Annotated in this window: 20 protein-coding genes and 1 tRNA gene; 13 read left to right on the top strand and 8 right to left on the bottom strand. The window is 69.4% G+C overall.

Translation table 11 applies throughout. The features are described from left to right. Window positions 1–169: 169 nt before the first annotated feature. From M3190_RS00955 to M3190_RS00945, 3 genes are read left to right on the top strand one after another with little or no spacing between them, the layout of a single operon-like run. The gene (locus tag M3190_RS00955; protein ID WP_251577397.1) at window positions 170–1816 is read left to right on the top strand and encodes an FAD-dependent oxidoreductase; all 1647 of its coding nucleotides are present in this window, start codon (window positions 170–172) and stop codon (window positions 1814–1816) included. 2 nt (window positions 1817–1818) lie between these two features. Then, window positions 1819–2085 carry a metal-sensitive transcriptional regulator gene (locus M3190_RS00950; RefSeq protein WP_251577395.1) on the top strand — a complete coding sequence of 89 codons (267 nt, stop codon included), beginning with the start codon at window positions 1819–1821 and terminating at the stop codon, window positions 2083–2085. 59 nt (window positions 2086–2144) lie between these two features. Beyond that, window positions 2145–2540 carry a VOC family protein gene (locus M3190_RS00945; protein WP_251577393.1) on the top strand — a complete coding sequence of 132 codons (396 nt, stop codon included), beginning with the start codon at window positions 2145–2147 and terminating at the stop codon, window positions 2538–2540. Here the strand turns inward: M3190_RS00945 and M3190_RS15475 are convergent. Beyond that, window positions 2531–3553, bottom strand: coding sequence for an FUSC family protein (locus tag M3190_RS15475; protein WP_251577392.1), 1023 nt, complete (start codon window positions 3551–3553; stop codon window positions 2531–2533). The genes M3190_RS00945 and M3190_RS15475 overlap by 10 nt on opposite strands. A 91-nt stretch (window positions 3554–3644) precedes the next feature. Continuing rightward, window positions 3645–3728 (bottom strand) — tRNA-Leu (locus tag M3190_RS00935). A gap of 143 nt (window positions 3729–3871) precedes the next feature. Between M3190_RS00935 and M3190_RS00930 the strand changes: the two genes are divergently transcribed. From M3190_RS00930 to pknB, 7 genes are all read left to right on the top strand, one after another. Then, window positions 3872–4603 carry an FhaA domain-containing protein gene (locus tag M3190_RS00930; protein WP_251577390.1) on the top strand — a complete coding sequence of 244 codons (732 nt, stop codon included), beginning with the start codon at window positions 3872–3874 and terminating at the stop codon, window positions 4601–4603. Next, the gene (locus M3190_RS00925) at window positions 4600–5136 is read left to right on the top strand and encodes an FHA domain-containing protein FhaB/FipA (protein WP_251577388.1); all 537 of its coding nucleotides are present in this window, start codon (window positions 4600–4602) and stop codon (window positions 5134–5136) included. Before M3190_RS00930 ends, M3190_RS00925 begins: the two co-directional genes overlap by 4 nt. Before the next feature lie 12 nt (window positions 5137–5148). After that, window positions 5149–6378, top strand: a complete 1230-nt coding sequence (locus M3190_RS00920) for a PP2C family protein-serine/threonine phosphatase (RefSeq protein WP_251577387.1) — start codon at window positions 5149–5151, stop codon at window positions 6376–6378. Further along, window positions 6375–7751: an FtsW/RodA/SpoVE family cell cycle protein gene (locus M3190_RS00915; RefSeq protein WP_251577386.1), complete on the top strand. Its 1377-nt coding sequence runs from the start codon at window positions 6375–6377 to the stop codon at window positions 7749–7751. Before M3190_RS00920 ends, M3190_RS00915 begins: the two co-directional genes overlap by 4 nt. Next, window positions 7748–9202: a peptidoglycan D,D-transpeptidase FtsI family protein gene (locus M3190_RS00910; protein WP_251577385.1), complete on the top strand. Its 1455-nt coding sequence runs from the start codon at window positions 7748–7750 to the stop codon at window positions 9200–9202. Before M3190_RS00915 ends, M3190_RS00910 begins: the two co-directional genes overlap by 4 nt. Beyond that, window positions 9199–11028: a protein kinase domain-containing protein gene (locus M3190_RS00905; RefSeq protein ID WP_251577384.1), complete on the top strand. Its 1830-nt coding sequence runs from the start codon at window positions 9199–9201 to the stop codon at window positions 11026–11028. Before M3190_RS00910 ends, M3190_RS00905 begins: the two co-directional genes overlap by 4 nt. Before the next feature lie 70 nt (window positions 11029–11098). After that, on the top strand, window positions 11099–12814 hold the full coding sequence (gene pknB, locus M3190_RS00900) for a Stk1 family PASTA domain-containing Ser/Thr kinase (RefSeq protein ID WP_308222228.1): 1716 nt from the start codon (window positions 11099–11101) through the stop codon (window positions 12812–12814). Window positions 12815–12823: 9 nt separating this feature from the next. Here the strand turns inward: pknB and M3190_RS00895 are convergent, their stop codons facing one another. The 3 genes from M3190_RS00895 to M3190_RS00885 are packed head-to-tail and all read right to left on the bottom strand — an operon-like array spanning window position 12824 to window position 14423. Next, a complete protein-coding gene (locus tag M3190_RS00895) occupies window positions 12824–13462 on the bottom strand; it encodes an anthranilate synthase component II (protein WP_251577383.1) in 639 nt (212 codons plus the stop codon). Next, window positions 13459–13626, bottom strand: coding sequence for a hypothetical protein (locus tag M3190_RS00890; protein ID WP_251577382.1), 168 nt, complete (start codon window positions 13624–13626; stop codon window positions 13459–13461). The genes M3190_RS00895 and M3190_RS00890 overlap by 4 nt, the downstream gene beginning before the upstream one ends. Next, window positions 13626–14423, bottom strand: a complete 798-nt coding sequence (locus M3190_RS00885; protein ID WP_251577381.1) for a class E sortase — start codon at window positions 14421–14423, stop codon at window positions 13626–13628. Before M3190_RS00885 ends, M3190_RS00890 begins: the two co-directional genes overlap by 1 nt. A 55-nt stretch (window positions 14424–14478) precedes the next feature. Between M3190_RS00885 and M3190_RS00880 the strand changes: the two genes are divergently transcribed. Continuing rightward, window positions 14479–14715, top strand: a complete 237-nt coding sequence (locus M3190_RS00880; RefSeq protein ID WP_251577380.1) for a cell division protein CrgA — start codon at window positions 14479–14481, stop codon at window positions 14713–14715. Window positions 14716–14793: 78 nt separating this feature from the next. Here the strand turns inward: M3190_RS00880 and M3190_RS00875 are convergent, their stop codons facing one another. Together M3190_RS00875 and M3190_RS00870 are read right to left on the bottom strand one after the other, a co-directional pair. Beyond that, a complete protein-coding gene (locus M3190_RS00875) occupies window positions 14794–15669 on the bottom strand; it encodes a rhomboid family intramembrane serine protease (RefSeq protein ID WP_251577379.1) in 876 nt (291 codons plus the stop codon). Window positions 15670–15676: 7 nt separating this feature from the next. Then, window positions 15677–16234 carry a peptidylprolyl isomerase gene (locus tag M3190_RS00870; RefSeq protein WP_251577378.1) on the bottom strand — a complete coding sequence of 186 codons (558 nt, stop codon included), beginning with the start codon at window positions 16232–16234 and terminating at the stop codon, window positions 15677–15679. Window positions 16235–16334: 100 nt separating this feature from the next. Here M3190_RS00870 and M3190_RS00865 point away from each other — a divergent pair, with 100 nt between their 5' ends. Next, window positions 16335–16904 (top strand): DNA helicase, encoded by a 570-nt coding sequence (locus M3190_RS00865; protein ID WP_251577377.1) that lies wholly within the window; start codon window positions 16335–16337, stop codon window positions 16902–16904. Further along, window positions 16897–17394, top strand: a complete 498-nt coding sequence (locus tag M3190_RS00860; RefSeq protein WP_251577374.1) for an aminoacyl-tRNA deacylase — start codon at window positions 16897–16899, stop codon at window positions 17392–17394. The genes M3190_RS00865 and M3190_RS00860 overlap by 8 nt, the downstream gene beginning before the upstream one ends. On the opposite strand, the gene M3190_RS00855 is transcribed toward M3190_RS00860, so the two are convergent. Then, window positions 17385–17810 (bottom strand): NUDIX hydrolase, encoded by a 426-nt coding sequence (locus M3190_RS00855; RefSeq protein WP_251577372.1) that lies wholly within the window; start codon window positions 17808–17810, stop codon window positions 17385–17387. The two genes, M3190_RS00860 and M3190_RS00855, sit on opposite strands and share 10 nt — an antisense overlap. Window positions 17811–17846: the final 36 nt, after the last annotated feature.

Raw genomic sequence — 17846 nt, 5'->3', positions numbered from 1 at the left:
TGCCTTACTGATTGGTGCCGACGACACGTCCGCCGGTCGATCCCCAACCTAGCCGCCCGCGCCCTCGCTGTCTCCCCCTCCGTCCGAAGGTGACATAAACGTTGCCCGGCGTACACCTCTCGGCCCCCGGACGAGCTGCCTGTGATACCCCCAGGGGTATCGTGTCCTCATGCGAACCATCATCATCGGGGGGGTCGCGGCGGGGATGTCTGCGGCGACCCGGCTTCGCCGGCTCGACGAAGAGCGCGAGATCGTCGTGTTCGAGCGCGGCGCCTTCGTCTCCTTCGCGAACTGCGGCCTCCCCTATTACGTCGGCGGCGTGATCGAGGATCGGTCGGCGCTGCTGCTGCAGACACCGGAATCCCTCAGCGCCCGCTTCGCACTCGGGGTGCACGTGCGGCACGAGGTGACTGCGATCGACACCGCGAGCAGGACGGTGACCGTCCGCGACCTCGACACCGACACCGAGCGGGAGGAGCCGTTCGACGACCTGGTGCTGGCCCTGGGAGCGGCGGCGACCGGCCGCATCCCGGGAGAGGGCGTTCCCGTCACCACCCTCCGCACCGTCGACGACGTCGATGAGATCGTCGAGATCCTCACCGGGCTCTCGCTGCCGAGAGTGGTCGTCGCCGGCGGCGGGTTCATCGGCGTGGAGGCGGTCGAGAACCTCGTGACCCGAGGTGCGCAGGTCACGCTCGTGCAGCGGGGAGCGCAGATACTGAGTCCGCTCGACCCCGAGATGGCGTCGCCGGTGCAGCGGGCGCTGTCGGCCGCCGGCGTGGACGTCCGCACCGGGACCACGATCGCCCGCCTCGAGGCGGGCGGGGTCGTCCTCTCGGACGGCACGCGTGTCGCCGCTGACCTCGTGGTGGACGCCCGCGGCGTCCGCCCCGACGTGCGGATCGCGGTCGATGCGGGCATCGCCATCGGCCCGACCGGCGGCATCGCGGTCGACGACCACCACCGCACCAGCGTTTCGGGAGTCTGGGCGGTCGGCGACGCCGTCGAGAAGACCGACCACCTCGACGGCGCGGCGACGCTCGTGACGATGGCGGGTCTCGCCAATCGGCACGGCCGGGCGGCAGCCGACGACATCGCGGGCATCGCCACGGATGCGGCGGCACCCGCGCTCGGGACGACGGTCGTCGGCATCCTCGGCCTGACCGTCGGACTCGTGGGGTGGAGCGAACGGCGATTGCGCGCCGAAGGCCGCGCGCACCGCATCGTCCACACGCACCCCTTCTCCCACGCGACGTACTACCCGGGTGCGGATCAGATGGCGATGAAGCTGCTCATCGACGCCGAGACCGACCTGATCCTGGGCGCGCAGATCGTGGGGCGCGCCGGTGTCGACAAGCGGCTGGACGTCCTCGCCGTCGCGATGACGGCCGGGCTCACGGCATCCGCACTGTCTCAGCTGGAACTCGCGTACGCGCCGCAGTACGGGTCGGCGAAGGACCCGATCAACATGGCCGGGTATGTCGCGGAGAACCTCGCGATGGGGACGGACCGCACGATCCAGTGGCACGAGGTGGATGCCGCCCGCGCGGCCGGCGCCGTGGTGGTCGACGTCCGCACCGCCGAGGAGAACGAGGCGGGTTCGATCCCCGGGGCCGTCCTCCTTCCCCTTGACGAGATCCGCCGGCGTCATGGCGAACTGCCCGTCGCGCCGCTCATCGTCCACTGCCGCGTGGGTCAACGAGGGCACACCGCGAGCCGACTCCTTCAGCAGCTCGGGCACGACGTCCGCAACCTCGACGGCGGATGGCTCACCTGGACCGACGGCCTCGAGGCAGCCGCACGCGAGGAGGCCTGACGATGTCGACCGCCCTGCATGACGAGGATGCCGTGCGCCGGATCGCCAATCGGCTGAAGCGGGCCCAGGGCCAGCTGGCGGCCGTCATCGCGGCGATCGAGGAGGGCGGGGACTGCCGAGAGGTGGTGACGCAGCTCTCCGCCGTGTCGGGCGCGATCGACCGAGCGGGGTTCGCGGTCATCGCGGCGGCGATGCAGCAATGCGTCGAGGACGACGATTCGGAGCTGCGCATGGCCGAGCTCGAGAAGCTGTTCCTCTCGCTCAGCTGAGCGGCGGTCAGTGGCATCCGCTCTGTTCAGGCCGGTACCGAGCGGTCTACGGTGAGCGGATGACCGGTCTCACCCCGTACCTGACGTTCCCCGGTTCGGCGCGCGACGCGCTCACCTTCTATCAGGGTGTCTTCGGCGGCGACCTCGTGCTGAACACGTTCGCCGACTTCGAGCGTGTCGACGGTCCGGGCGACTTCATCGCGCACGGAATGCTCACCGGGCCGGTGCCCCTGTTCGGATCGGACGGCGGGCCGGGCGACGAGGCCTTGCAGCTGCGCGGCGTGATGTTCGCCTTGCTCGGAGCGGCGGAGCCCGCCGTGCTCGAGACGTGGTTCGGGCGGCTCGCCGAAGGGGGTCGGATCGTCGACGATCTGCAGCTGCGCGCCTGGGGCGATCATGACGGAACGGTCACCGACCGCTTCGGCGTGACCTGGCTTATCGGCTATCAGGGCTGACGTCGGATGAGCGCGGAGGCGACCGCCACCGCCGTCCCCGCGATGATGCCGACGAGGGTCTCCGCCAGTCGATCGGTCAGGAGGACGGTCGCCGTCGTGGGCGCCGCGAGCTGCACCATGAGCAGCGCGAGGGGCGTGATGAAGATCATCGCGATCGCGTAGTTGCGGCCGACGAACAGTTCGGCGCCCGCCTGCAGGGCGACGGCGGTGAGGATGACCGCGAGCGGCGGCAAGCCGAGAGCGAGGATGCCGGCCGCCACGAGCACGCCGACCACGGTGCCGATGAGGCGCTGCAGGCCTCGGATCACCCGGGCTTTCACGTGCGGCCCGCTGACCGCGGCGACGGCACCGACCATCGCCCAGTACCAATGCGAATCGAGCAGGAGGTATCCCGCCGTGCCCGCGAGCAGGGTCGCAACCGCGACCGTCACCGCCATCTCCATGGCCACGGCACCGACGGCGAGCCGGTTCTTCGTGCGCGGGAGCCGCGGGAACGACCTCTGGCTCACCGTCTCAGCGGCGAGCGTCACGAGGACGGAGAAGGCGACGGCCGCGAGACCGACGATGAGCACGTCGCCGAAGCGGGCGGCACCCGCCGGGATGGATGCCGTCGCACCGGCGGAGAAGACGACGAAGAGCGCTCCGGGTGGATGCCACTGCGTCGCGTACGCGAGCAAGGTCGCCGTCGCGGCGACTGCTGCCACCACGGCGACGGCCCCCAGGGCGGCAAGCCCCGACACCGACACGGCGGTGCCGATGAGCATCGCGGCGACCATGACGGTGCCGGCGGCCCCCTGCATCCGCATCCGGTCGCCGATCGCATCCGTCCGGCCGTACAGCGCCGCGAAGGCCCCGAAACTCGCGTAGATGCTGAGGTCGAGCCGCCCGATGGACCAGAGGACGAGCAACGGCACACCCACGCTGACAGCGGCGCGGATCGCGACGGTGTGGTCGCGATCGTACGGAGCGACGCGGATGACCCCGGTCCAGATCCGGCCGCGCGACGTGCTCACCGTACGAGCCTACGAGGCGCGCGACATCACCCGGAAACGACGAAGCCGGTCGGGGTTCTCACCACCGACCGGCTTCGTGTCGCACTGTCTGTGCGCGAGGGGGGAGTTGAACCCCCACGCCCTTTCGGGCACTGGCACCTGAAGCCAGCGCGTCTGCCTATTCCGCCACTCGCGCGAACCCGTGTCGCCACGGGATCAACTTTCCGAGGATATCATGGCGCGAGCCCGCCGGAGAAACGGCCGCAGCTGTGTTCCCCAGACCCTGCCAGGGTCGACAACTAGCATGTGAGCACCGGTCCAGACTGCCTGAGGAGCCCCGTGGGACTACTTGACAGCTTCGAGAAGGGAATCGAGCGCGCCGTCAACGGTGCGTTCGCGAAGACCTTCCGCAGCGGTGTGCAGCCTGTCGAGATCGCGTCCGCACTCCGTGCCGAACTCGACGCGAAGGCCGCCGTCGTCTCGCGCGACCGCATCCTCGTGCCCAACACCCTCGTCGTCCGACTCGCCCCCGCCGACCACGAGCGGATGGGCGCCCTCGGCCGCACTCTGCACGACGAGCTCGTGCAGCTCGTCGAAGGTCACGCCAAGGCGCAGAAGTACAGCTTCGCCGGCCCCGTCTCGCTCGCCATCAACCCCGACGAGTCGTTGACGACCGGAACGGTGCGTGTGGACTCCCGGTCCGCGTCGGCCGAAGAGGTCTCGTGGCACGGCGTCGTGGAGATCGACGGCACGCAGCACCCGCTCACCGGCAGCCGCACCGTGATCGGTCGCGGAACGGATGCCGACATCACGATCCCCGACGCCGGCACCAGCCGCCGGCACGTCGAGATCCTGTGGGACGGTCGCCGGGCGATGGTCCGCGACCTCGGCTCCACCAACGGCACGCAGCTCAATGGTCAGAAGGTGTCGGAGGCCGCGCTGGACCCCGACTCCGTCATCACCATCGGGCGCACGCGCATCACCTTCCGCGTCGTCGCGCAGGCATCCCGCATCCCCCCGCGGCCGCAGGATCCCGCGACCCGCTTGTTCGACCTCGGAGGCCAGGCATGAGCGAACTGACACTCCTGCTGCTGCAGATCGGGTTCCTGATCCTGCTGTGGTTCTTCGTCTTCGCGGTGGTCTACTCGCTGCGCGCCGACCTGTTCGGCGTCAAGGTCCGGAAGATGCCCGAACCCGCTCCGGCGGCTCCCGGCCCCGTCGCGACCGCCCCGGCCAACGCCGAGACCTCCATCGTCTCGCCGGTCATGACGCGCCCGGCGGCACCGTCCGGCCCGCAGAAGGCGACCGTGAACACGGTCTCGCGCATCGTCATCACGAGCGGCCCCAAGGCGGGACTCGAGCTCCCTCTCGGGAACGAGCCCCTCACGATCGGCCGCTCGAGCGAGTCGGGACTGGTCATCCGCGACGACTACACCTCGAGCCACCACGCCCGTCTCGTTTTGTGGGGCGAGCAGTGGATGGTGCAGGACCTCGACTCGACGAACGGCACCTGGCACGACGGTGAACGCGTCGCCTCTCCCGTCCCCGTGACCGTCGGCGCCCCGATCAAGGTCGGCGCCACGACGTTCGAGCTGCGGAAGTAACGGCCCGCACCGATGGTCTTCGAGGGCTCGAGCGCCGCCATCTCGCATACCGGGAAGGTCCGCTCCAACAACCAGGATTCGGGCTTCTCGGGCTCGAACCTGTTCGTCGTCGCCGACGGCATGGGTGGTCACGCCGGCGGCGACATCGCCTCGAGCATCGCCGTCCACCACCTCGAAGGCCTCGACCACGCGTTCCCCACACCGGCCGAGGCCGAGCGGGAGCTGCGCGAGTCCATCGTCGACGCCGCCCACGTCCTCGTCGACACGGTCGCCGAGCGTCCCGAGCTCGCCGGGATGGGCACGACCGTCAGCGCCGTGCTCATGGTCGACGACTACGCCGTCATCGCCCACATCGGCGACTCCCGCGTCTACCTCTTCCGCGACGGCGCCCTCACGCAGATCACGACGGACCACACGTTCGTCCAGCGCCTCGTCGACTCGGGACGCATCACTCCCGAAGAGGCCCGCTACCACCCGCGCCGCTCGGTCCTCATGCGTGTGCTCGGCGACATGGGCACCGACCCCGAGGTCGACGCCTTCATCATGCAGACCCAGCCGGGCGACCGCTGGCTCCTCTGCTCCGACGGTCTCTGCGGTGTCGTCGACGACGCGCAGACCGCGAAGGTCCTGCGGCAGGATCTCGCCCCGGGGCGCACCGCGGACATGCTCCTGAAGCTGGCTCTGGATGCCGGTGCCCCCGACAACGTCACGATCGTCCTCGTCGACGTGGGCGGCCGGCATCCGATGTTCAGCGGCACAGCGACCGTCGTCGGTTCCGCCGCCACCCCCAAGGGGATCGAGGTCCCGGTCGCCCGCCCGGCGCGCACCGGCTGGTTCCAGACCGGTCGGCAGGCGGCCAACGAACCCAGCCACTTCGAACCCGCCGCCGAGTACCTCGAGGAGCTCATCGAGGAGGACCGTCGCCGTGCGCGTCGGCGCCGCGTCTGGTGGTTCGTCGGCTTCATCGCGATCGTCGCCGTCCTCGCCGCGGGCGTCTTCGCCGGGTACGCCTGGACGCAGACCCGCTACTTCGTCGGCCCCGACGACGACAGCGTCGTGATCTACCGCGGCATCCAGCAGGACATCGGCCCGATCTCGCTGTCGACGCCCTACGAGGACACGAACATCCTCCTCGCCGACCTGCCCGCGTATCAGCGGCAGTCCGTCGAGCAGACCATCTCCGCCCGATCGCTCGCCGACGCGCAGGCGATCGTCGACAACCTCCGCCAGGGGACCCCATGACAGCGGCCGTAGAGACCGACACGACGGTCATCAAGGCGCTCCGGAAGCTCCGGATGCCGGCGACCCAGCGCAACCGCGAGCTGGGTCTGCTCCTCTTCGCCATCGCGATCACGACCGTGGCCGTGCTCCTCGTCCAGCTCGGCGCGCGCGACGAGATCGACCCGACCTTCCTCTCCTACTGCGGATGGCTCGCGGGACTGTCCTTCGCCCTCCACATCGTGACGCGCATCTGCGCGCGCGACGCCGACCCCTTCGTCCTCCCCATCGCCACCCTCCTCACCGGCATCGGCGTCGCGATGATCTACCGACTCGACATCGCGGAGGACCGCGTCGGCTGGTCGTCCCTCGGGTTCCGCCAGCTCGTCTGGGCGGCGATCGCGATCGGCGGTGCGATCCTCATCGTGGTGTTCCTGCGCAACTACCGCGTGCTCTTCCGCTACACCTACGTGTTCGGACTCAGCGGCATCCTGCTGCTCCTGCTCCCGTTCGTGCCCGGGCTGGGCATCGAGGCGGGCGCGGACGTCTGGGTGTCGGTGGCCGGTGTCTTCTCGTTCCAGCCCGGTGAGCTCGCGAAGATCTGCCTCGCGATCTTCTTCGCGGGCTACCTGGTGCGCACCCGCGAGGCCCTCACCTCGGTGGGCACGCGGTTCCTCGGGATCACGTGGCCGCACGCCCGCCAGCTCGGACCCTTGCTGATCGTCTGGGGCGTCTCGCTGGGAATCATCGTCCTGCAGCGCGACCTCGGTACCGGCATCCTCATCTTCGGGATGTTCATCGCGATGCTCTACGTCGCGACGGGCAAGGCGAGCTGGGCGATCCTCGGTGTCCTGCTCGCCGTCGCCGGAGCGCTGGCGGCCTCGCAGATCCTGCCCTACGTCGCGTCGCGGTTCTCGAACTGGCTCGACGCGTTCAACCCCGACTACATCAACGGCAGCAGCTTCCAGCTCGTCTCCGGCATCTTCGGCCTCGCGCACGGCGGCCTCATCGGAACCGGCTGGGGCCTGGGGCGGCCCGACCTGACCCCGCTCGCCCACAACGACTACATCCTGCCGAGTCTCGGCGAGGAGCTCGGCCTGGTCGGCGTCTTCGCGATCCTCGCGCTCTACATGGTGTTCGTCAGCCGCGGCATCCGCATCGGCATCGCCGGGCAGGACGACTTCGGGAAGCTGCTGGCGACGGGACTCTCGTTCACGCTCGCGCTGCAGGTGTTCATCATGGTCGGCGGCGTCACCCGTCTCATCCCGTTGACGGGTCTGACGATGCCGTTCCTCGCGGCCGGCGGTTCGTCCCTCATCGCGAACTTCCTCATCATCGCGATCCTGCTGAGGATCTCGGATGCCGTCCGCTCCAGGCCCCGGGTGGTGATCGGATGACCAAGCAGCTCCGACGACTGAGCGTCGTCGTCCTCCTCATGTTCCTCAGCCTGTTCGCCTCGACGAGCGTCATCCAGGTGGCCCTGGCAGGTCAGCTGAACGAGAACCCCGAGAACCGGCGCACGCTCTACGACTCCTACGCGGTGCAGCGTGGCACGATCTTCGCCGGCAGCACGGCGATCGCCTCGTCCGCGCCCAGCGACGACGTGTACAGCTGGATCCGGACCTACCCGGATGCCGAGATGTGGGCGCCCGTGACGGGGTTCATCAACCCCGTGCTCCGCTCCTCGACCGGCCTCGAGTATGCGATGAACGCCGCCCTCGCCGGCACCGGCAGCCAGCAGTTCCTCACCCGCCTCGACCAGATCGTCAGCGGTCAGCCTCCGCGCGGGTCGAACGTGCTCCTCTCCCTCGATCCCGAGGTGCAGAAGGCCGCCTACGACGCCCTCGACGGCCTGGAGGGCGCGGTCGTCGCGATGGAGCCCGACACCGGCCGCATCCTCGCGATGGCCACGAGCCCCAGCTTCGACACGAACAAGCTCGCGTCGCACAACAGCTCGGCGGTCAACGCCGCCGATCAGGAGCTGCAGGCCGACCCGCTCCGACCGCTCACCAACCGGGTGACCCGCGAGACGGAGCCCCCCGGATCGACCTTCAAGCTCGTGGTCGCCTCCGCGGCGCTCGCATCGGGTGAGTACACACCCGAATCAGAGTTCGACAACCCGGCGACCTTCACGCTCCCCGGCACGGACAACGTCCTGCACAACTTCGACCGCGGGACCTGCGGCCCGGGCGAGAAGACCACCCTCGAGACGGCCCTGCGCCTGAGCTGCAACATCCCGATGGCGGAGCTCGCGCTCGAGCTGGGTACCGACGCGATCCGCGAGCAGGCGCAGAAGTTCGGATTCAACTCCGCCTTCGAGATCCCCCTCGACGTGACCGCGTCCAGCTACCCCGAGGGCTTCGACCAGCCGCAGACCGCCCTGAGCGGCATCGGTCAGACCGACGTGCGCGCCACCCCGCTGCAGATGGCGATGGTCGCGGCCGGCATCGCGAACGACGGCGTCGTCATGAACCCGCGGATGGTGGACCGCGTCGTCGCCGCCGATCTGACGGTGCAGGACGAGCCCGCGAACACGCAGTTCGGCGAGGCGCTGAGCCGCGAGGTGGCCGAGACGATGACGACCATGATGATCGGCAATGTCCAAAACGGCGCCGCGTCGGGTGCGAGAATAGACGGCGTCGACGTCGCCGGGAAGACCGGAACGGCGGAGCACAATCCGGGGGACCCTTACACGCTCTGGTTCACCGGTTTCGCGCCCGCGGAGGACCCGGAAGTGGTCGTCACGGTGATGGTGGAGAACGGTGGTGGGCTCGGTCAGAACGGCACGAGCAACGGGATCGCGGCCCCGATCGCGAAGAAAGTGATTGAGGCGGTGCTGAGCGAATGAGACCGACGCAGGGTGTGAGCTTCGGCGGACGGTACGAACTGGACTCGCGGATCGCGATCGGCGGCATGGGGGAGGTCTGGGAGGCCACCGACCACGTCATCGGCCGTACCGTCGCCATCAAGATCCTCAAAGACGAGTACATGGGCGACCCGGGCTTCCTCGAGCGCTTCCGCGCCGAGGCCCGTCACGCCGCGCTCGTGAACCACGAGGGCATCGCCAGCGTCTTCGACTACGGCGAGGAGAACGGCTCCGCCTTCCTCGTCATGGAGCTCGTCCCCGGCGAGGCACTCTCGACGATCCTCGAACGCGAGGGCGCCCTGTCGACCGACAAGACCCTCGACATCGTCGCGCAGACCGCCTCGGCGCTGCAGGCGGCGCATGCGGCCGGCCTCGTTCACCGCGACATCAAGCCCGGCAACCTCCTCATCACCCCTGACGGCCGCGTCAAGATCACCGACTTCGGCATCGCCCGCATCGCCGACCAGGTGCCGCTCACCGCGACCGGCCAGGTCATGGGCACGGTCCAGTACCTCTCGCCCGAGCAGGCGTCGGGGCACGCGGCATCCCCCGCCACCGACATCTACTCGCTCGGCATCGTCGCGTACGAACTCCTCGCGGGCCGTCGTCCCTTCACGGGCGAATCGCAGGTCGCCATCGCGATGGCGCAGATCAACGACACTCCGCCGCCGCTTCCCGACACCGTGTCGGAGCCGGTCCAGCGCTTCGTGATGAGCATGATCGCGAAGAAGCCCGAGGACCGTCCGGCCTCGACCTCCGCCGTCGCGCGCGCCGCCGGTGCACTGCGCCGCGGAGACGTCGCGGGCGCGGCGGCCATCGTCCCGGCGATCGCCGGGGCCGCCGACGCGGACGCGTTCACGCAGCTGTTGACCCCGACGCCGGGGTCGGATGCCACGACCCGCCTCCTTCCCTCGGGTGGGGCAGCGGCCGCCGGTGTCGGAGCGGCCGCCGCCGTCGGGACGGGGACGGCCGCGCTGTCCACCGATCAAGCAGCGCCCGATCAGGGGCAGCGCAAGAAGAAGCGCAGCCCGTGGACCTGGCCCCTCGTCGCGCTCATCGTTCTGCTCACGATCGTCCTCGTCGGCTTCCTGATCACGCTGTTCATGCCGCAGAACTCGGCGGGACCCGTGCAGAGCTCGTCGAGGCCTCCGGCGCTGTCGAGCCCCGCGGCATCCTCGCCGACGCCGACGCCGACCGAGACCGAAGTGACGAACCCCAACCCGGCGACGCTCGGGCTCGAGGGCAAGACGTGCGATGAGGCGACGAAGATCCTCAACGACAACGGGTACCCGAACGTGGTGTGCCAAGACGGAGACGCTGCGGATTCCGACGCTCAGGTGGGGCTGGTCTACCGGGTGAACCCGACGGGCAACCCCGAGCCGACAGAGCGCATCACGCTCACTCTGTACACCGAGGCGGCCGAAATGGCGACCCCCGCGGCCCCCCGCATCGAGGGCGGCAACGGCGACGGCACGGTCACCGCGGGTTCGACCGTCCAGGTCATGTGGGACAGCTACACCTGCCCCGCGGGTGCACCGACGGCGTCGAGCTACACGATGACGCTGTCGGGAGGCGTGTTCGACACCAACGGGGAGTCGACGGCGAGTTTCGACATCGATCAGCGCCCGGCGAGGATCGTCGTGGACGACAACGGCAGCCAGGCGCTCTCGGTGACGTACACCGTGACGTGCTCGGGCGAGAGCACCGAGCGCGAGTCCGGGAGTTCTCCGGAAGCGTCCGCGTCGATCGTCGCCGCACCCGAGGAGACGCCGCCGGCCGACGGCGGGGACGACGGCGCCGACGGCTGATCACGTCCGCTTTCAGCAGGCTTTAGAGCGGGGTCGGATAGGCTGTCCGGGTTCCATTCCGGGGAGTGATGTGTCCGTACAGCAACGCGTGCTTTCGGGCCGCTACCGCGTCGATGACCTCATCGGCCGAGGCGGCATGGCTTCGGTGTACCGCGGGCAGGACCTCACCCTGGGGCGCGAGGTCGCGATCAAGATCCTCGAGCCGGATCTCGCCGCGGACGGCGCGTTCCGCACCCGGTTCCGCCTCGAAGCGCAGTCCGCGTCGCGCATGTCGCATCCGGCGATCGTCCGCGTCTTCGATGCCGGCGAGCAGACGCGAACGGATGCCGCGGGGCAGCCGCATCCCGAGCCGTACATCGTCATGGAGCTGGTCTCCGGGCGTCTGCTGAAGGACATCATCAGCGAGGGTCCCGTTCCGATCGAGGACGCCCTGCGCTACACCGACGGCATCCTCGAAGCCCTCGAGTACTCCCACCGTGCGGGCGTGGTCCACCGCGACATCAAGCCCGGCAACGTGATGGTGACGGATGCCGGCCAGGTGAAGGTCATGGACTTCGGCATCGCCCGTGCCGTCTCCGACTCGTCGTCGACGGTCGCCGAGACCACGGCGATCATCGGCACCGCCTCCTACTTCTCGCCCGAGATGGCCAAGGGCGACCCGGTGGACGCGCGCGCCGACATCTACTCCGCCGGCATCGTCCTCTACGAACTGCTGACGGGCCAGCCGCCGTTCCGAGGCGAGAACCCGATCGCCGTCGCGTACCAGCATGTGTCCGAGGCTCCGGTCCCGCCGTCCGAGGTGGTCGACACCGTTCCGCGTTCCCTCGACGCGCTCGTCCTGCGTGCACTCGCGAAGGACCCGTTCCAGCGCCCGCAGACGGCGGTCGCGTTCCGCGACGCCCTCGCCGCGGCGACCGGTCGCAAGGCCCCCAGCAAGCGGCGGGTCGAGCACCTGAGCAACGAGCTCTACGGCCCCGACCCGAAGCAGGCCGCCGAGACGGCCCGCTCGCTGCGCCAGCTCACGAGCGACGACACGATGCGACGCACCCAGGCCGGTCCTCCGGTCGCGTGGGTGTGGGCGGGCATCGCGATGCTCGCCGTCCTCCTCGTGTCCGTCTTCATCTGGGTGGGCACCATCCGCCCCGAAGAAGGCACCGTCACCCCGAACGCCCTCACCGTTCCCGATGTGGTCACGATGACCTGGGACCGTGCGCAGCAGGTTCTCGACAAGGACCAGCTCGAGTCCCAGCAGGTGGGTGAGACGAGCGCCGACATCCCCGAGGGCGCCGTCGTGCGCACAGACCCCGTCGCCGGCACCACCGTCGCACCGGGTGATCAGGTCACCGTCTACGTGTCGGAGGGTGTCGAGACGGCCGCGATCCCCACACTCGTGAACCTCACCGTCACCGAGGTGACCGCCGCGCTCGAGCAGGAAGGCCTGAAGCTCGGTTCCGTCACGCGACGCAACGACCCTGACCGCGCGGCCGATGTCGTCATCAGCGGAGCGGTGGACGGTGCGGCGGCGAACCCCGGCGACGAGGTCCCGCTGGGCACCGCCGTCGACCTCGTCGTGGCCACCGGCACGGTGACCGTCGAGGACTTCGCGCTGAACTACACGGTCGACAAGGCCGTCGAGATCCTGAGCTCGGACGAGTACGGCCTCGAGCCCGTCGTCCAGGAGGATGCGTCGTGCCCGGCCACCGACCCACGGATGGTCAAGGTCCAGTCGGCCATCGGCGAGGTGCCCGTGGGCTCCGAGATCGTCCTCACGACCTGCAGCGGCTGACCCGGTCGATCACACCACGGTCCGGTGCGGCGAGAGCCGGGCGCCGCGGCCGGCGGCATCCGTCACGCCGATGCTCTCCAACCACGTGCCCAGCAGCTGGTAGCCGCCCTCGGTGAGCACGCTCTCGGGATGGAACTGCACACCCTCGATCGGCAGCGACCGATGGGCGAGGCCCATGACCGTCCCCGGTGCGGTCCAGGCCGTCACGCGCAGCTCGCCCGGAACACCGCCGCGCTCGACCGCGAGCGAGTGGTAGCGCGTGGCGGTGAACGGATCCGGCAGTCCGGCGAACACGCCCGCGCCCTCGTGGTGCACGGCCGACGTCCGCCCATGCATGAGATCGGGTGCGTGAGAGACGACGCCGCCGAACGCCGCGGCGATGGCCTGGTGTCCGAGGCAGACGCCCAGCAGCGGCGTCACCGTCGTCGCACATCGACGGACGACCTCGATCGACGCGCCCGCGTCCTCCGGCGTCCCCGGGCCGGGCGAGATGAGGACGCCGTCGGCAACGTCGATGCGGGAGAGGACGTCGGCGGCATCCGATTCGACCATCTCGACATCGGCGCCCAGCTCGACGAGGTAGCCGATCAGGGTGTGGACGAAACTGTCGTGGTTGTCGACGACGAGAACCCGGATGCCGGCGGTCACCCGCCGCCGCCGACGGTGGACTCCTCGCTCGGCCAGAGCGTGTGGAAGACCCACGGGAACGCGTAGTAGAAGAGCAGGTACAGGATGATCGCGGCCAGCACGATCAGGATGAGCACCCGCACCCACCACGGACCGGGCAGTACGCGCCAGAGAGCCGCGTACATCAGGCGTCCACCCCGCCGGTCAGCGACGCCGGCGGTCCGTCGGCGGCGGGAGTGAACTCGTCGAACACGGCGTAGGCGATGATGCGCTCCAGGGAGTTCAGTTTCGGCGCGCAGCTGGTGAGCGTGAGGTAGCGGCCGTTCGCGGCGACGTCCGGCTCGTTGGGGACCGGAAGCAGCACCTCCACCTGGGTCTCCTGCACGTACTCGAGCGAGCGGAATCGGTAGGTGTACCAGCCCGCCTTGGTCTGGATGACGATCGCGTCGCCGATGACCAGGCGATCGATGGGGTCGAAGGGAGCGCCGGAGGTCCACCGGTGCGCGGCGTAGGCGGTGTTCCCGACCGCTCCGGGCATCGCGGTGTCGGGGTAGTGCCCGATCTCCCCGCGATCGAGGATGTCGGGTCGGGTGATGCCGGAGGCGATCTTGAACTGCCAGTTCGCCCCGAACCGCGGCACCTTCATGATCCCGAACACGTCGCCGTGCGACTGGTCGCCGAGGACGGGGATCGCCGCCGGCGATCCGGGCTCCGCCGTCACGTCCGGCGCCGGAGTCTCGGACGGTGCCGGCTGCTCCTGGGCCTCATTCGCCCACTCGTCGGCGAGCGCCTGCGCCGCAGCATGCTGCTCGCTCTGCACGATGGCGTCGCCGATCCAGGTGTGCCAGGACACGTAGAGCAGCGTCAGCACGCCGAAGGTGAGGAGGATCTCGCCGAGGACACTCGCCACCGTGGCGCGACGACGAGGACGCGGGCGACGCGAACGTCGGGTGGGGTGCTCCGTGGGCGAGGAGTCGGTCACGATCGGAGTTTAGCCAGCGAAGGCTGAATCCGGGCTGGCAGGTAGACTTCCCCCCATGGCACGTGGAGACAAGGACGACGACCGACTCGTCCAGACCGAGGGCGAAGCCGCCCCCAACCCCGTCTGGTTCAAGCCGATCATGCTCGGGCTGATGCTCATCGGTCTGATCTGGATCATCGTCTTCTACCTGAGCGGCCAGGCCTTCCCGATCCCCGACATCGGACCGTGGAACCTCGCGATCGGCTTCGGCATCGCGTTCATCGGGTTCTTGATGACCACTCGCTGGCGCTGAGCCGGCGACATCCCTCTCTTCCGACCGGAATTACACCCGTGTGATTCATCCCCACCTGGGGATGAATCTGTGGATAACTCAGAGGTAGAGCAGACCGGGCACCGTGACCGCAAGGGAGACGAGGCCGATCGCGACCGCGATGAGCAGGAGCGCCTGCAGCTTCTGACGGTTCTGCGCGCGGGTACGCGCGAAGACGAAGCCGACCAGCAGGCCGACGAGGCCGCCGCCGATGTGTGACTGCCACGAGACCCCGGCGCCCACGAACGAGAACACCAGGTTGATCCCGAGCAGGATCGCGATCGGCAGGATGTTCGCACCGACGTGGCGCCCGATGATGAGCATCGCCGTCAGCAGGCCCCACACCGCACCGGATGCGCCGACGACCGCCGAGCCCGGCGCGATCAGCGCCACGAGGACCGACCCGCCGATCGCGCTCAGGAGATAGAGGGCCAGGAACCGGACCTTGCCGAGCAGGGGCTCGAGGCTGCGTCCGAGCGCCCACAGCGCGAGCATGTTGAGGGCGACGTGGAAGGGCAGCGGTGTCGAATGCACGAGGGCCACCGTCACCATCCGCCAGGGTTCGAAGGGCGCACCGCTGGCCGGCACGACATAGGGCGGGGCGAATGCGAGAGCACCCGTGACCGCGCCGCCGACGACGGGGATCAGCTGCACCAGGTAGACCGCGACCGTGACGATCATGATGGCGTAGGTGACGACGGGGCGGTCGCTGCGCATCTTGCGTGCGAACCGCCCCGGCATCCGCCTCACCTCGGCCGACCGCGCCCCCTTCTGCTGCTCCGCCAGGCACTCCGGGCAGATGACCCCCACCGGGAGCGGGGTCTGGCACTCGGGGCAGATGGTGCGGAGGCATCGCTGGCAGAGCACGAAGCTCTGACGGTCGGGATGCCGGTAGCAGAAGTTGTCCGGATTGGTCCGGGGGTCGGCCGAGGTCACGAAGGGATCAGGCCTCGGAGATGTCGATCGACGAGATGACGACGGGCTCGATCGGACGGTCCTGCGCACCGGTCGGGACGGCGCTGATGGCGTCGACCACAGCGCGGGACGCGTCGTCGGCGACCTCGCCGAAGATCGTGTGCTTGCCATTCAGCCACGGGGTGGGGTCGGTCGTGATGAAGAACTGCGAGCCGTTGGTGCCCTCGGCCTTGCCCGTGATCGCGTTGCGACGCAGGCCCGCGTTGGCCATGGCGAGAAGGTACGGCGTGCCGAAGTTCAGCTCGGGGCTGATCTCGTCATCGAAGTTATAGCCGGGTCCGCCGATGCCCTGACCGAGCGGGTCGCCACCCTGGATCATGAAGCCGGGGATGATGCGGTGGAAGATGACGTCGGTGTAGAGCGGACCCTCGCCCGGCTTGCCGGTGGCGGGGTGCGTCCACGCCTGGGATCCGTCGGCGAGACCGATGAAGTTCTTGACGGTGCGCGGCGCCTGATCGCCGAACAGGTTGACGACGATGTCGCCGTGGTTGGTGTGCAGGGTTGCGACAGCGGAGTGAATCGGCATACCCATCATCCTCTCACTTGCAACCCCCCTCACAGCCTGAATGCGTCTGGCAGTATGGACCCACTACGTCCCCGGATGAACCCCGAAAAGGGAGGGCCCCGTGAGCCTCAACCGCAAGACCAAGAAGGAACTCCGCAAGCTGCAGAAGCAGGCTGCGAACCTCTGGGAGTCCCAGCAGGTGCTGGTGGGCCAGGCCGGTGAGGTCGCGCGCGAAGCGGGCCGCCAGCTCGGCAAGTACAACCACGACCACGTGGTGCCCGCCGCCAAGCACTCCTACGAGCGTTACGCCGCTCCGTACGTCGGCCGCGGTGTCGAGACAGGCCGCAAGGTCCTCAACGGCGCCCTCGTCCCCGCGGCGGGCGCCGTCGTGGGCACCGCGCTGTCGGTGTGGGATGTCGCCAACGACCAGCGTCACCGCCTGTCGAAGGGCAAGGGCCTCGGCGGCTTCGACGCCGAGGACTTCCGCAAGAAGGCGAAGAAGGCCGGCAAGAAGGCGAGCAAGAAGCTCAGCGTCCCCGAGAAGAAGAGCGGCCCCGGCGCCGGCGGCGTCATCGCCCTCATCCTCGGCATCGCCGCGGCAGCGGGTGTGCTCTACGCCGCGTGGCAGACGCTGCGCGCCGATGACGAGCTGTGGGTGGCGGACGACCCGCTGCGCGCCCCGGATGCCTGAATCCACGCCCGTACCGTCGGAGCGCGTCGCTGAGGCGGCGCGCTCCCGGTCTTTGTCCGTCGAGTTCGTCGCCCGCCCGGCGGCGGGGAGTCTGGAGGAGGCGGCCGGCCTCCTGGGCCTCGCAGCATCCGACATCGTGAAGACGCTCGTCGTCAAGCGCAGCGACGACACCTACCTGTTCGCCCTCATCCCGGGCGACCGGGCCATCTCGTGGCCGAAGCTGCGCGCCGTCGTCGGCGTGAACAAGCTGCGGCTGCCCGAGCCCGAACTCGCGCTGGCCGCGACGGGTTTCGAACGCGGCACGATCACACCGATCGGCAGCACGACGGACTGGCCGGTATACGCGGACGAGTCCATCGTCGGTCGGCGCATCGCGATGGGCGCCGGTGCCCACGGGTTCAGCCTGTTCGTGGATGCCGACGAGCTCATCCGCGCATACGGTGCGACGGTTGCCGACATCTCCCAGCCGATGGGCGGGCGTCAGGCCTGAGGGAGCAGCCTCGCCATCCGCAGCGCGGTGTCGACGAGACCGACGCGGGTCAGACCCGGGACATCGGCGAGGGGGAACCAGGCCGCCTCATCCGTCGACCCGTCCTCCTCGTTCCGAAGGTCGCCGCCGACGACGTGCGCGCGGTAGACGATACGGAGCGCCTGGATGGGTCCCTCGCCGTGCAGTCTGTCCTTGGCGGCGATCACCTGCGAGTCGGTGCCGAGGATGCCGTCGAGTTCCACGTGGAACCCCGTCTCCTCGAAGACCTCCCGGACCGCGGCATCCTTCGGATCCTCGCCCGGGTCGATGCCACCGCCGGGCATTGTCCAGGCCGGTCGCGTGGGGCTGTTCCAGTGAGCGAGCAGGATGCGATCCCCGTCGGTGACGACGGCGTACGCGGCGACGCGGATGTCCACGCGTTCACCCTACGCGTCCCCTCGGCGCCGTGGGAC

This window comes from Microbacterium oleivorans (assembly GCF_023715745.1).
Taxonomy (GTDB): domain Bacteria; phylum Actinomycetota; class Actinomycetes; order Actinomycetales; family Microbacteriaceae; genus Microbacterium; species Microbacterium oleivorans_D.
This window is presented reverse-complemented; position numbering and strand designations above follow the sequence as displayed.